Origin of the sequence: Aliiglaciecola litoralis (assembly GCF_039523355.1) — a bacterium.
Taxonomy (GTDB): domain Bacteria; phylum Pseudomonadota; class Gammaproteobacteria; order Enterobacterales; family Alteromonadaceae; genus Aliiglaciecola; species Aliiglaciecola litoralis.
The window spans coordinates 145,467-160,142 of sequence record NZ_BAAAFD010000005.1; the positions used below are offsets into that span (position 1 = coordinate 145,467).

The window sequence follows — 14,676 nt, forward strand, 5'->3', positions numbered from 1 at the left end:
ACCGAGACTGTTACAGCGGATAATAATGATAGAACGCCCAGAAGTAAGGATTGAATAATGTGCGGAATAGCCGGTATTTTTCATTTGTCGGATCAAGCCAATATCGATGCAGGTTTGATTGCCCAAATGAACGACAGACAGATTCACAGAGGCCCAGATGCAGGGGATTATTTCTTTGATCCTGGTGTAGCGCTGGCGCACAGAAGACTGTCGATTATCGATTTAGAAGGCAGCCCGCAACCTATGCTAAGTGCCGATAAACGCGCTTGCGTAGTGTTTAATGGTGAGATCTACAACTTTAAAGAACTGCACCAAGAGCTCGCTGCCAAAGGCTATAAATTCAATACTCACGGTGATACCGAAACTATCCTCAATGCCTATCTTGAATGGGGCGAGGAGTGTGTTCACAAACTACGAGGCATGTTCGCATTTGCCATTTGGGATAGACAAAAGCAATCGCTATTCATTGCCCGTGATCGTTTGGGGATCAAACCGTTCTTTTATAGCTTGCTGCCAAATGGCGAGTTTATTTTTGGTTCTGAACTAAAAGTGATAACCGCGCATCCTGCGTTCGATAAAACCCTGCGAAATACCACTATCGAAGATTACTTTAGCCTAGGTTACATACCCGAGCCGCACACTATTTATCACAATGCGTTTAAATTAGATCCTGGGCATACATTAACGCTGCACAAGGGTGACAACGGACTTCCAGCTTCTAAAGAATACTGGGATGTGCCGATTGATTATGCAAATCCGCTAGATCAAAAAGAAATTGACGAGCAACTGATTGAGCGTTTGAAAGAAGCTGTCGATATTCGCATGGTCGCAGACGTGCCATTAGGGTCTTTTTTGTCCGGCGGAGTAGACTCCAGCGCCGTGGTGGCAATGATGTCTCAGCTGCAATCCGAGCCTGTGAACACCTGTGCCATTGGTTTTGATGTGAAAGAATTTAATGAAACCGAATACGCGCAGTCGGTGGCCGATCGCTATCACACCAATCACCGCGTTGAGATTGTAGGGCAAGATGACTTCGATTTAGTGGATCAACTTGCGCATCTTTATGATGAACCCTATGCCGATAGCTCTGCTATTCCTACTTACCGAGTGTGTCAGTTAGCCAGAAAGCATGTAACAGTAGCTTTGTCAGGTGATGGCGGTGACGAATTGTTCGCTGGTTATAGTCGTTACATAAGGCATCAGCTAGAGGAAAAAGTCCGCAACATATTGCCGTTAGGTGTTCGTAAACCTTTGTTTAGCCCGCTTGGGAAGTACTATCCAAAACTCGATTGGGCACCACGGTTTTTGCGTGCTAAAACCACCTTCCAATCAATGGCGATGGACACGGTAGAAGGCTACCACAATACCATGAGCATCTTGCGTACTGACGAGCGGGCAAAACTGTTTTCCGAGGACTATAAACGCAGCCTCAATGGTTACAACTCCCTTGAAGTGTTTAAAAAGTACGGCGATAAAGTGAAGCACCTCGACGAGACTAAGATAGCTCAGTACATCGATATGAAAACCTATTTGGTTGGCGATATTCTGACCAAGGTAGATCGAGCGTCCATGGCGCATTCATTGGAAGTTAGGGTGCCGATCATTGATCATAAGTTTGTGGAATGGGCGTTTAATGTGCCAACCGATAAAAACTTGGCGCATGGCATAGGCAAGCTTTCGTTTAAAAAAGCGCTTGAACCGCATTTGCCTCACGACGTGCTGTATCGCAAGAAAATGGGCTTTGCTGTGCCGTTAGCGAACTGGTTCAGAGGCCCACTCAAAGACCGTTTATATGATGGCGTGTTGTCAAAGAAAATGACCGAGTCTGGCTATTTTAATGAAAAGCACTTACGTAGATTGATTGATGATCATGTCACTGGACGACGAGACAACAGTGCTTCGCTGTGGACCTTGATGATGTTCGAATCGTTTTTACGTCAACAAAAGGCGTCTTAAATCGTGAAAATAATGCATGTACTGGATCATTCCATTCCGCTACACAGTGGTTATACGTTTCGCACCCGTTCAATCTTAAATCAACAGCGGGCCAGAGGCTGGCAAACCACCCATGTGACCAGCGCGAAACAGGGTGCTTGTGAAGCGGCTATTGAAGAGGTCGATGGACTTAAGTTCTATCGTACCCAACCCCCAACAGGACTCACCAGTAAGATACCGGTGCTGCACCAGTTGGCATTGGTCAATCCCTTGCGCGATCGGATTCTCGAAGCCATAGAACAAGAAAAACCTGATATCTTGCATGCACATTCCCCTGCACTTAATGGTCTTGCTGCACTTAAGGCTGCTAAGAAAACGGGTTTACCACTGGTATATGAAATCCGCGCCTTTTGGGAGGATGCTGCGGTCGATCATGGCACCTGCAAAGAAGGGGATATTCGTTATCGCCTGACACGTAAAATGGAAACCAACGTAGTGCATCGCGCCGATGCGGTGACCACGATTTGCGAAGGACTGCGTCAAGACCTATTAGGGCGAGGCTTGGCAGATAGTAAAATTACCGTGATCCCCAATGCGGTTAATATTGAACAATTTAATCTGATCACTGAGCGTGATCAGGGATTACAACAGCAGTTCCAATTACAAGACAAAGTGACCATTGGATTTTTAGGCTCATTCTATGGTTATGAAGGCTTAGATCTGATCGTCGAGGCCCTTCCCTGCATTTTAAAACAAATTCCCAACGCGATGTTTTTATTGGTCGGTGGTGGGCCACAAGAAGCCAACTTGAAAGCTCAGATAGCCCGTTTGGGAATGCAAGAGCATGTGATTATGCCTGGCAGAGTGCCACATTCAGACGTAGGTAAATACTATAGTTTGGTCGACTTGTTGATTTACCCGCGCAAACCTATGCGCCTAACCGAGCTGGTGACACCGCTTAAGCCGCTCGAAGCCATGGCGCAAGGCAAGCTGGTGTTAGCGTCAGATGTGGGTGGTCATAAAGAATTAATTGAACACGGTAAAACAGGCTGGCTATTTGAAAGTGGTAAGGTGCAGGCATTAACCGATGCTGCCGTGGATATTTTGAGTAATCGCCAACAATGGCCTGAGATGATCACCCATGGCCGAGAATTTGTTACCCAAGTGCGTAATTGGAAAAATTCTGTGGCTAATTATGAAGCCATATATAACTCGTTATTGGCGCGAAAAAAATAGAGAAAGTACCCATGTCCAGACTGAAGATTGTTGTTCTCAGTTCGCTGTTTCCAAGCTCAGTGCGTAAACAGTCTGGATTATTTGTGCGTGAGCGTATGTTTCGGGTCGGTAGATTTGCCGACATCGAGGTTGTCAGTCCGGTTCCTTGGTTTCCCGGTCAAAGTATTATTCGTTGGTTTAAACCCAACTACCGGCCAATGCCTGCACTTAAAGAAGTACAGCATGGGATCACCGTACATTTCCCACGATTTCTTGCTATCCCTGGATTATTTCGCCAGTGGGACGGGGCAATGATGGCGCGAGCCGCAAAGCGCACTATTGTTCAGATAGATAAAGAGCAGGGCGTAGATATTATCGATAGTCATTTTACCTACCCAGATGGACTGGCCGCCACTGAAATTGCTAAATCGCTTGCTAAAAAAGTGACCATTACCCTACGTGGTACCGAGCTGTCGCACAGTTTAGACCCTTTAAAAAAGCCATTACTGTTAGCGGCTTGGGAGCAAGCTGATCATATGATTTGCGTGTCGCAATCTTTAAAAGATTTGGCCATATCCATTGGGGCCCAGCAAGACAAATTTACGGTGGTGGGCAATGGCGTGGATACCGATAAGTTCACGGTTATCGAGCAAAAATTGGCTCGTCAAAAACTGGCAATTGATACCGATAGCAACGTCATGATCACTGTGGGTGGATTAGTTAAACGCAAAGGTTTTCACCGCGTCATAGCCTGCATGCCAGAGCTGTTGAAAACTTACCCCAAATTAGTCTACTTGATTGTGGGTGGGGCGAGCGCTGAAGGTAATATAGAGCAAGAGCTTAAACAACAGTGCAAAGAGCTTGGGGTGGAAAAGCACGTGCGATTTTTAGGTTCGCTGCCGCCAGAGCAGCTTAGTGTGCCCTTATCCGCCGCCGATATTTTCGTGCTTGCCACTGCTAATGAAGGCTGGGCAAACGTGATCTTAGAAAGCATGGCTTGTGGCACTCCTGTGATCGCCACTGATGTCGGGGGCAATAAAGAAGTGGTGAACAGCGATAGTGTAGGTGAGATTGTGCCTTTTGATGATCACCATGCATTATTGACGGCGATTAACTCAGGATTATCAAAAAACTGGGATAGGACAGCCATCATCGAATACGCCAATAATAATCATTGGGATACCCGCATGACTAAGCTCAACACACTTTTTCAGTCGTTAGTCAAAGACACGGAGCAATAGAGCATGGCCAGCTTGTATACAAAAATCGTTTCTAAGGTGTTATTCCCTTTGCACGAAAAGCTTAAAAAGCATGACACAGTGCGGATCCGCAAACAGCTTGAAGCGTCCCAATGGTTAGATGCGCAAACATTACATCAGCGCCAGTCTGAGCGTTTACAACAGTTTATCAAAACCGTTGCAAAACATGTTCCTTACTATCGCCAGCTGTTTTCCACATTAGGGGTTAAGCCAGAAGATATTCGCAGCAGTGCTGATCTAGTCAAGCTACCCTTTTTAGACAAGGCCACGATTTCCGCCAATTTTGATGCGCTCAAATCCGATATCGCAGGTCCTCTGGCACGTTTCAACACCGGCGGCTCATCTGGACAGCCGTTGATTTTCTTATTAGGCAATGAGCGCGTGTCCCATGATGTAGCCGAAAAATGGCGCGCCACACGTTGGTGGGACGTGGATATCGGCGACAAAGAAATCGTCGCTTGGGGGTCACCCATTGAGTTAGGCGCACAGGATAAAGTGCGGTTATTTCGTGATGCCTTGTTTCGCTCAGAGCTTATTCCTGCCTTTGATATGACCGAACAGAAGTTATTGTCTTTTCTAGAAACCATTAAAAGCACCAAACCCAAGATGCTGTTTGGTTACCCGTCGGTATTCGATTTATTAGCCAAAACCGCCAAACAAAACAATATTCAAATGGATAATCTCGGCATTAAAGTTGCCTTCGTTACGTCTGAGCGGTTGTATCCTTATCAGCGAGAAAACATTGAAGCCGTGTTTGGCTGTCCGGTAGCCAATGGCTATGGTGGACGGGATGCAGGCTTTATTGCCCATCAATGCCCACAAGGTGGCATGCACTTATCTTATGAAGATATTGTAGTAGAGATCGTCGATCCCGCTGGCAATCCACTGCCGCCCGGACAATCTGGTGAAATAGTCGTTACTCACCTAGGGACTTCAGAGTTTCCATTTATTCGCTATCGAACCGGTGACATTGCCGTGATGTCGGATAAACAATGCGCTTGTGGTCGCGGCTTACCTATGTTGGAATCTATTGAAGGACGTAGTACCGATTTCGTGGTGGCAGCGGATGGCACCATTTTGCACGGCTTATCGCTGATTTATATTTTACGCGACATGGACTCTGTTGAAGCCTTTAAGATTGTCCAAGAAAGCGTGCAACATACCCATGTGCAAGTGGTAGCCAAATCTGGTGAGGTAGACCTAACCATGCGTGATACTATCGTGACAGGGCTAAAATCAAGGTTGGGTGACGAAGTGGACATCACCGTGGAATCAGTAACTGAAATTGCCGCAGAGAAATCGGGCAAATATCGATATGTAATAAGTAAGGTAAATGTAGGATGATCGACAGTTTATATTTGATGGTCGATATTGGCGCTGTCTGCTACCTGTTTTGGTGGTCAAGTTTGCAGGATGAAGACTGATGTTACGTGACATGTTGCTGGTTGGCTTTTTGTTTTTCGCGGTGTTTTATAGCTTCAAGCGCCCCTATTTAGGCTTGGCTGCATGGGTCTGGATAGCACTGACGGCACCCGCGAAATGGGCTTTCGGTTTTTCCAGTAGCTTTCGTCTGAACCTAACCATCGTTATTATTACTGCGTTAGCTTATCTGTTTGTGCAAAAATATAAGTCTTGGAAAATGGATAATCTCAGCTTCTGGGTGTTGATGTTTGCCATCTGGACGCTGATATCCACTGCCACTAACCAAAGTTCGTTTTCCTATTATGTGTGGGAATATTGGAATCAGTTTATCAAAGTGATCTTATTGTTTTTCTTTGTAACGCTGACCATTTACAAGCGACTGCATATTGACACCTTAGTTTGGGCGATCGTGTTAGCTATTTCATCATACGCCGCGATGGAAGCAGTCAAATTTGGACTATCAGGTGGTAGTCACCGGATTATTGGTAAAGCAGGTATTATCTTTGATAGGAACGACTTAGCCGTTGCGATTAACATGTGTATTCCGCTGATCCTCTATTTGATCAGTGTGACCAAACATTTCTTATTAAAACGAGGGCTAAAAATACTCGTGCTAATGAATGTTATCGCGATCATCGGTACTTATTCACGTGGTGGTTTTATTGGCTTAATGATTTTAGCCGCCGCATTTTGGTGGACCTCAGATCGGAAAATGTTATATGGCGTGGCTGCAGCCATTATCATTCCTTTGTTTTTTGCGTTTGCGCCAGGGGAATGGAAAGAGCGCCAAAACACAGTGAGTAGCGCAGCACAAGAAGATGGCTCTTTTATTGGTCGCTTGTGGGCATGGAAAATTTCCACCTTGATTGCACTGGATTACCCATTGACAGGTGGCGGATTCCACGCGGTTAAAGACCCTATATTATGGAGATACTATGCACCAATGACCAATTATTTTGGTCCAATTGAAACACCTGCCATACCAAAAGATTTGAAACCCAAAGCGGCGCATAATATTTACATGCAGGTTCTCGGGGATCATGGATTTGCTGGCTTGTTTATCTTTTTAATGATTTTGTTGGGTACCTTAAGGCTCAACTTTAAAAATCGACGATGGGCGAAACAGAATGAACAGGCTTGGCTCGTGAGTCTGTGTAGCATGTTAAACCTGTCTTTAGTGGGGTATTGTATCACTGGAGGTAATGTAAGCTTGGCCTATTTCGACTTGTTTTATACAATCGTAGGCTTAGTCAGCGCTATTTCAATTCACATTGTTAGAAGCAAAGTGAAGGCCAAGTCTCCAGCACAACACGCTAGTGGGACTGTTAACTCTCAAAGCAATAAAGTGAATTTGTATGGATAATAACAATAGATTTTTCGTCCGCGCCCTTTGCATCATGTCCTTTGTGTGCGCAGCTGTGTTCCCCGTAGCCCAAGCCTACGCCGCTGATTGTATGACTATGGGTTGGCGACGAGGCAAGCCCTTTAATTATTATGGCGCGGAGACCCGAGAGAGTACCGGTACCTACCGTGGTGGATTGTTGTACTTGGTTGAGTCCGCGCACTTTACTAAAAAAGTACGTCGGCTGATCGAAGGAAAGACCAGTAAGCAACCGGGCGATTTATTGTTTGTACTCGGATCAATTCCAAATCATCCCGCAGCGCTAGATGCATATGCTCGTTATGAGCATCAGTGGCAGAATTCCCCTTCATTTCGCCAAAGACTTGATACGGACGAGCCGCCCTACGATGCCGGTTGTTTTTTTGCAAGAGCGGCAAAAATTTATCCCAATGATGCGTCGACCTACTTAACGTGGGGCATTTATTTTTATCGTAAAAATGATTATCAACAGGCCTTAGAAAGATTTTTGGCAGCCTATGCAATATCGCCTAACTCTGCTGAAGTAAATTATAATGTTGGTTTAGCCTATGTCGATGTAGGCAATGTTGAAAAAGCCAAAGAATTTGCAGTACGAGCCTATCAATTAGGTTATCCGCTTCAAGGTCTTAAAAATAAAATCGCGGAATTTGAAGCGTCAAATAAGTAGTAGGAGCGTAGAAGGTGGCAAAATTATTGTTGTCCGGTGGGTGTTTGCGTCCCAATGGATTTGAATTGGGCGAAGGTAAATATTACGGCAAAGCGAGCTTGGTTCAACTGGATTTAGACAGTGGCGAATTTGTCACCGTACTCAGTAAAGAAGAAGGCGGCGAAAACTATCCAGCGGAACATCCTAATCTGCAATTTACTGCAGGCTGCGTTGATGGCGACACGCTTTGGTTACCCACTGATACCGAAGTGCACCAATATTCGCTACCCGAATTAACACTGAAAAGCGTCTATTCTCATCCTTGTTTTCATAATATTCATTCGACACATATCATCAATGATGAGCTAGTGGCATCGTCTACTGGCCTAGACAACATAGTGGTGATGGATAAAACCGATGGTCATATCAAACGGATTATCAACACTCAGGGTAAAGATCCTTGGCATCGATTTGATCCCGATACGGATTATCGATTGGTGCATTCCACGCGACCCCATGACAGTCACCCCAATTTTGTGTTTAAAGTTGATAATGATTTATGGGCGACGCGTTGTACGCAAGAGGATGCGGTCAATCTAAGCAATGTTGAAGATAAAATTGATATCAGCATGGGCGGCGATGTCAGCGTGCACGACGGCGTTTGTTGGAACGACAAAATTGTATTTACTCGAGTGGATGGTGCTTTGGTATTCTGCGACCCGCAAAATCGCAGCGTAATTGAAACCTTTGACCCCTTTGGTAACGCGTTGAATCGCCCAATGGGATGGTGCCGAGGACTGCATATTGATGGAGATATGTTTTACATTGGTTACTCTAAACTGCGTAAAACCAATCTCAAATCAAAGATTAAGTTTTTAACCAAAGGCAACTTTAAGTATTCCTCTGGCAATAATTCACTGGTTGTTGCGCTTAATATTAAGACCCGCAAGGTCGAACAGGTTTACACCTCACCCGAAGATACGATTGATGCTATATACGGCATAATGCCGTTTAACTATGACTGAGCCGGTAAAAACCAATACGCTGGTAAGTATTGTTTGGTCAATCCTATCTAAATGGAGTTCAAAATTGATAGGGATGGTCAGCACGATTGTGTTGGCCAGATTACTCACGCCTGCCGATTTCGGTATCATTGCCATGGCGACCATAGTCGTGGCATTACTGGAGTCGATGACCCAAGCGGGTCTAAATATTTATATTCTGCGTTACAAAGAGCACGACGAGCGCGTTTTCAACGCTGCTTGGACGGTAGGCATAATTCAAGCCTTCTTTGTCGCTATTCCCCTTGTTATAGCCGCGCCTTGGATTGCTCAATTCTATAGTCAGCCTGTACTTACCGAAGTGATCTATTGTCTAGCGCTGGTTAGGATCATCCAAGGGTTAAATAACTTTGGTGTGTTTGTTGCGCAAAAACAGCTTAATTTTAAAGTCGATTTTGTATTGACGCTTTGGACTAGGCTGATCTACCTTGCCGCAACTATTGGCTTTGCGTGGTACTTACAAAGTTTTTGGGCGTTGGTATTCGGGCAACTGGTGTCGGCATTTGCAGGGTGTTTACTAAGTTACTACCTACACCCTTATCGGCCTAAGCTGACGCTATACAACTGGCGTGACATGCTCAAGTATTCAAAGTCGACTGTGCCACTGAGTTTAGGGCGATACATCAATAACCAGGCCGACGTGGCGGTGGTGGGTCGCGTTGCTTCTGCTGAATTTCTCGGGCTGTATCATATTGCTGTCAATCTAGCCGGACTATTCACTAAAGAATTATTGATGCCGGTGATCCGAGGGTTGATCCCGAACCTGTCCGTATTACGTGATACTCCGAACTTTAAAGACGTCTTAATTACGACTTTTGCCGCTGCCGTATACGTGTTCTTACCGGTTGGAGTCGGACTTTCATTGGTGGCCGAAGACTTCGTGCCTGTGGTGTTAGGGGAGCAATGGTTGGCCGCAATCCCGATGCTGGCATGGTTTAGCCTGTATGCCATGGTCGGTGGCATGTTAATGTTCTTTAGTGAGCAGTTTTTGGTGATGATGGAAAAAGAGGCGTTATCAAATGGCTTGATGTGGCTTAGAAACGCCATCTTACTCAGTACCATTGGTATAACGTTAGTTTATTATGAACCTGCAACCTTACCAAAAGCGCTGTTTATCAGTGTAATGCTGGTGTTGCCTATTATTTTAGTCAGTATTAGCCGTGCGCTGGAATTATCATTGGTCACCCTATTGTTAAGCTGGTGGCCAGCCTTGATTGCCGTGACCGTTATGGCGTTGGCGATTTGGCAACTTCCTGCGTTTTCACTGCCGCATTTTGCCTTGTTATTGATTAAAGTGGCGGTGGGCGCGGGGAGCTATGTTGCGTGTTTGATTTTACTGTATATTATACGAGGAAAACCAAGCCATTCGCTCGAAGGCGCTTTGCTAGGCAAAGTGATGGCGCGATTTAGATAGCTAATGAATTGAACCAGAACAAAAATTAGATAAGGGTAGGGAACGTGGATTCACAGTGGCACCGAGTTAATGGCAGTAATGGGCTAGATATTATCGTTGATATCAATGATAAAACCGATAACTACAGCGATAAAAATGGCGCAGTGGTTATACAAGGCTATGTGCTCATTGACAATCAACCCGCTACTGCAGAGCAAGTGTTGAAGACCTACATGCAAATTGGCTCAGTAAGTGGTCTTTACGCAACACTATCAGGCCAATTTTGGATTTTACTCAAGCCAGCTTCGTCGCCGCCTATTGTGTTTGGTGATCACATAGGCTCACAGCCATGCTACTACTTCAACAGTGATACTCAACTGATCGTCAGCTCATCGCTCAAATCGATAAAAGCGCGCAGTGATATGGAACTCACCGTAAGTAAGCAGGCGCTGTATAACTACATCTACTTTCATTGCATTCCCGCGCCAACCACGGTTTATGAAGAGGTGTTTAAGTTGGAACCGGGTAAAGCAGTATCTTTTGCCGGCAGCACCAAAACGACATCCTTATTATATTCTCCAGAATTTGCCATTAAGCTGGAAAATCAGCAACAAGCGCAACAGCAAAGTTTGGATACCATTGAGCAGGCAGTGAAGTCTCACGCCAAGGGCAATGTGGGCGCTTTCTTAAGTGGCGGTTTGGACAGCTCAACCGTAGCGGGCATGTTGGCTAAAACCCAAAATGAGCAAGCGAAAACCTTTTCCATTGGTTTTGAAGTCCCCGGCTATGATGAAACTGAATACGCAGTATTAACCGCTAAGCATTTCAATACAGATCATGAAGTGCTGTATCTCAAGCCCGAAGAAGCGGCCGCTGAATTTGTCAATGTTGCGCAATATTTTGACGAGCCTTTTGGTAATTCTTCTGCAATGGCCGCTTATTTCTGCGCCAAATTTGCCAAACAGCACGGTGTCGATGTGTTATTGGCCGGTGATGGTGGTGACGAACTATTTGCGGGCAACGAGCGCTACGCTAAGCAAAAAGTGTTCGAAAAATACTATTGTTTACCTAGCTGGTTGGGCAACACTGTTAATGTGTTTTTCAATAATCCTATTACGCGGGCACTGCCTGGTTTCAAAAAAGTCGCCAGCTATTTAAATCAGGCCAGAGTAAAATTACCGGCTCGATTACAAACCCACAATTTTGTTAATCAACTAGGAGTGGAGAATATTTTTCACGCCGATTTGCTTAGTGACGTAAACCCAAGTTTGCCAGAACAACAGCTCAAACAGCGCTTTGACGAATGTAAAAGCGATCATCCGGTGGATGGTATGTTATTCCTCGATTGGAAATTTACCTTAGCAGATAATGATCTGGTGAAAGTAGGCAAAATGTGTGAATTGGCGGGTGTGGAAGTGCGTTATCCACTGCTGGATAAAAACATCGTTGATTTTAGCTGTACCGTTCCCGCTGACGTTAAGCTGCCGGGCGGTGAGTTACGTGATTTCTATAAAAAGTCATGCAAAGGCTTTTTAGCCGATGAAACATTGAATAAAAGTAAGCATGGATTTGGTCTGCCGTTTGGCGTGTGGATGAAAGAAAACCAGACGTTAAAAGATCTCACCATCACCACATTGAATCAATTTAAGCAGCGTAATATCGTCAAAGAAAGCCTCATTGATCAGGCTCGCAACGCACATGAGAGCGTTCATACCGGATATTATGGTGAGTTAATTTGGATCATGGTGGTGTTAGAGTTGTGGTTACAAAAAGAGGCGCCAGGTTTCCGTGCATAGTCTGATATCGGCAATCAACCGAGCACTAAGCGGCAGCAAGCTGAGTATTCTGATCTATCATCAGGTACTTGAAGAGTTCGACCCCATGCGCCCTTATGAAGTAACGGCAGATACTTTTGATTGGCAGATGGCTTTGATCAGCCGTTACTTTACGCCTATCAGCTTATCTGATGCCGCTAAACATCTTGAAAATAACACACTACCAGCCAAAGCTATCTGCGTTACCTTTGATGACGGTTACTTGAATAATTTGACCGTTGCTCAGCCTATACTGGCCAAGTATGGCGTACCAGCAACGGTATACGTAGCGACTGCGTTTACCGAAGGCGCGGATATGTGGAATGACCGCGTATTGGATCTGTTTAAGGACCCAAATCTAACATCGCTAAATATTGAAGGCCAAACCGTCACATTAGGTGATTGGGATAATCGTAATGCCTTAGCTGAGAAACAACTGATGAGGCTAAAGTACTTGCCGATAGATGAGCGCTTAAGTGGTGTACAACAGCTTTATGATGACAATCAACTGCCTGATCCTGCACCACGTATGATGAACGCCGAACAAGTCAAACAGCTTGCCGACACAGGTGTTGAAATTGGTGGTCATACGGTCAACCATCCCATCTTAAAAGTATTATCGACAGAGCAGCAATTTGACGAAATCAGTCGCTGTAAGCAGCAACTCGAAGGCTGGACAGGTAAAGCCGTTAAACACTTTGCCTATCCCAATGGTTCTTACGGAAAAGATTTAACCGACGAAACAGTGGCATTAGTGAAACAAGCAGGCTATCAAACAGCCGTGGTCACCGATTGGGGCACATCAAGCCCCGGAGATGACCTGTTGCGCCTAAAGCGTTTCACCCCGTGGGATGCGTCGCCGTTGAAGTTTCATGCGCGTTTGGTGAAGTCCAGAGTGATATGACGTCATAATGGCAGTTAGCCTTCGATTTGATCTGCTCCAGTTGTAATTTGGTCTTTTAGTATCTCACTGGCTAATCGGTCAATGTCTACCTTATAGACTTCAATTTGCGTATTGGGTTTATCATCAAAAACACTAAACTGCTTGTCAAACAATTCGGTATAGGCAGCGATCATCGCCTTCGCTGGATCATTCATACGAGCGAATTTCCCATAAGTGACTAAATATTTAGTTTGATATTTGGCCATGCGCGTCACTGTTTGGATGAAGCTTGGATCATTCAATACCTGATACGACTGGCGCTGCAAGGCGCGAGGTAATATGCCCCAATCTACAGTCGCAACCACCGCATCTTGAGGAAGGTTTTGTTGGGCAAACTCTGTTAATCGGGCAACCGCCTGTGCTTCGATTTCATATTTTTCCGATTGTGTAATATGGTCTGTTAAATTTAAAGAGCCTGTTATTAGTAATAATGTTGCCAATAACATACCGGCGGTCCGAGGGACTATTCTCCATTTTCCAAACACTGATAAGTTTACTAGTTTGCTGATCCCTAATCCCATGATGATGATGATAAACGGCAGCATTGGTACCCAGTATCGGTAAACGATATGAAGGTTTTTTGCCGCTAAAATACCTTTGGCTAAGTACAGAAGCGAAATGCCAACGTAGATAAGCTCAATTTTGCTTGCTCTTCTTGCCCAAGGTTTGAGGCCTAATGCGCTAATGGTAAGCATGAAAAGAGTAACGATTGTTCTGCTCAGCTGGCTCATTCCACCATACCATGACTCGAATAAGCCCCCCATGAATAAAGTGGTTCTTAGATATACAAACTCCCAAACAGAAGATACATGTTCAGCGGACACATCACCTTGTAATCCTTTTGCGTAGATACTTAATCCTTCTAAGCCAAAAAAGTAATTATTGGCCATATTGAATGTATCTGGGCTATGTAACATATAATTTCTAAGCGTCCACAAAGCAAATGGACTCATAACCAAAATGCCAATAATCAAGGCTTCAATCAATAGTTTAGTGCGCTTCTCAGATGAACTAGTAAATACGTTAACGAGCAAACTTAATCCAAATGCTCCAATCAGAAAAAGTCCTTGCAGCCTGACAAGTGGTGCTAAAGCAACAACTAACGCACAAAGCCATAGCATTTTATAAGATTTACTCTTGTCATACTCGCGCCACAAAACTAAGGCAATCATTGATAGTGTTAAAAACAGGGCGTCAGATAACAAAGCGTATATCTGAATACTAAAAATCGAGCTTGATAACACTAGTAATGGTGTAAAAAAACCGACTAATCCATAGTCTTTTGTGGGGTAATAGCGACTAATTAAGAACACTCCAGTAAGGGATATTAGCGCCATGAAACCTTGCAGGAGTGTAAAGTTAAGGCCAAATAAAAATAGAGGAATTGCAATTACTGTAGAAGTACCTGGATAATATTGCAGGTTCGGGTAACCATTAAACCAGTAACCCAATCCGTTTAGCATATTTTCGGATGTTGCAAGATAGTAACCGGAGTCGGGAAATTGAATCCAATTGGTTGGGACGGTTACGATCAGAAAAGCGAAGATACCCATTAGCAAAATATTCTGGACATTATCTAACCTTGAAGATGTCATTTTAACTTGTCC

At 44.7% G+C, this 14,676-nt stretch carries 11 protein-coding genes; 10 read left to right on the top strand and 1 reads right to left on the bottom strand.

Annotated features, from left to right (window positions below):
• Positions 1-57 precede the first annotated feature (57 nt).
• The 10 genes from ABD036_RS10460 (at position 58) to ABD036_RS10505 (ending at position 13,030) form a co-directional block, all read left to right on the top strand.
• Complete coding sequence (locus ABD036_RS10460) at positions 58-1,956, top strand: XrtA/PEP-CTERM system amidotransferase (protein WP_343859589.1); 1,899 nt, start codon at positions 58-60, stop codon at positions 1,954-1,956.
• A 12-nt stretch (positions 1,957-1,968) separates the two neighbouring features.
• Positions 1,969-3,171 (top strand): TIGR04063 family PEP-CTERM/XrtA system glycosyltransferase, encoded by a 1,203-nt coding sequence (locus tag ABD036_RS10465; RefSeq protein ID WP_343859910.1) that lies wholly within the window; start codon positions 1,969-1,971, stop codon positions 3,169-3,171.
• An 11-nt stretch (positions 3,172-3,182) separates the two neighbouring features.
• Entirely contained in the window at positions 3,183-4,391 is a 1,209-nt protein-coding gene (locus tag ABD036_RS10470; RefSeq protein ID WP_343859592.1) for a glycosyltransferase, read from the top strand.
• A 3-nt stretch (positions 4,392-4,394) separates the two neighbouring features.
• Positions 4,395-5,753: a phenylacetate--CoA ligase family protein gene (locus ABD036_RS10475; RefSeq protein WP_343859595.1), complete on the top strand. Its 1,359-nt coding sequence runs from the start codon at positions 4,395-4,397 to the stop codon at positions 5,751-5,753.
• Positions 5,754-5,832: 79 nt separating this feature from the next.
• Entirely contained in the window at positions 5,833-7,194 is a 1,362-nt protein-coding gene (locus tag ABD036_RS10480) for a putative O-glycosylation ligase, exosortase A system-associated (protein WP_343859598.1), read from the top strand.
• The gene (locus ABD036_RS10485) at positions 7,187-7,879 is read left to right on the top strand and encodes a tetratricopeptide repeat protein (protein ID WP_343859600.1); all 693 of its coding nucleotides are present in this window, start codon (positions 7,187-7,189) and stop codon (positions 7,877-7,879) included. The genes ABD036_RS10480 and ABD036_RS10485 overlap by 8 nt, the downstream gene beginning before the upstream one ends.
• A 14-nt stretch (positions 7,880-7,893) precedes the next feature.
• On the top strand, positions 7,894-8,883 hold the full coding sequence (locus ABD036_RS10490) for a hypothetical protein (protein ID WP_343859602.1): 990 nt from the start codon (positions 7,894-7,896) through the stop codon (positions 8,881-8,883).
• Positions 8,876-10,333: an oligosaccharide flippase family protein gene (locus ABD036_RS10495; protein ID WP_343859604.1), complete on the top strand. Its 1,458-nt coding sequence runs from the start codon at positions 8,876-8,878 to the stop codon at positions 10,331-10,333. Before ABD036_RS10490 ends, ABD036_RS10495 begins: the two co-directional genes overlap by 8 nt.
• 44 nt (positions 10,334-10,377) lie before the next feature.
• Positions 10,378-12,108, top strand: coding sequence for an asparagine synthetase B family protein (locus ABD036_RS10500; protein ID WP_343859607.1), 1,731 nt, complete (start codon positions 10,378-10,380; stop codon positions 12,106-12,108).
• A complete protein-coding gene (locus ABD036_RS10505; RefSeq protein WP_343859608.1) occupies positions 12,101-13,030 on the top strand; it encodes a polysaccharide deacetylase family protein in 930 nt (309 codons plus the stop codon). The genes ABD036_RS10500 and ABD036_RS10505 overlap by 8 nt, the downstream gene beginning before the upstream one ends.
• Positions 13,031-13,044: 14 nt before the next feature.
• On the opposite strand, the gene ABD036_RS10510 is transcribed toward ABD036_RS10505, so the two are convergent.
• Positions 13,045-14,664: an ArnT family glycosyltransferase gene (locus ABD036_RS10510; protein WP_343859610.1), complete on the bottom strand. Its 1,620-nt coding sequence runs from the start codon at positions 14,662-14,664 to the stop codon at positions 13,045-13,047.
• Positions 14,665-14,676 lie beyond the last annotated feature (12 nt).

Coding starts and splice junctions, on each gene's coding strand:
- ABD036_RS10460 (WP_343859589.1), top strand. CDS start 58: ATGTGCGGAATAGCCGGTATTTTTCATTTGTCGGATCAAGCCAATATC.
- ABD036_RS10465 (WP_343859910.1), top strand. CDS start 1,969: ATGCATGTACTGGATCATTCCATTCCGCTACACAGTGGTTATACGTTT.
- ABD036_RS10470 (WP_343859592.1), top strand. CDS start 3,183: ATGTCCAGACTGAAGATTGTTGTTCTCAGTTCGCTGTTTCCAAGCTCA.
- ABD036_RS10475 (WP_343859595.1), top strand. CDS start 4,395: ATGGCCAGCTTGTATACAAAAATCGTTTCTAAGGTGTTATTCCCTTTG.
- ABD036_RS10480 (WP_343859598.1), top strand. CDS start 5,833: ATGTTACGTGACATGTTGCTGGTTGGCTTTTTGTTTTTCGCGGTGTTT.
- ABD036_RS10485 (WP_343859600.1), top strand. CDS start 7,187: ATGGATAATAACAATAGATTTTTCGTCCGCGCCCTTTGCATCATGTCC.
- ABD036_RS10495 (WP_343859604.1), top strand. CDS start 8,876: ATGACTGAGCCGGTAAAAACCAATACGCTGGTAAGTATTGTTTGGTCA.
- ABD036_RS10510 (WP_343859610.1), bottom strand. CDS start 14,664: ATGACATCTTCAAGGTTAGATAATGTCCAGAATATTTTGCTAATGGGT.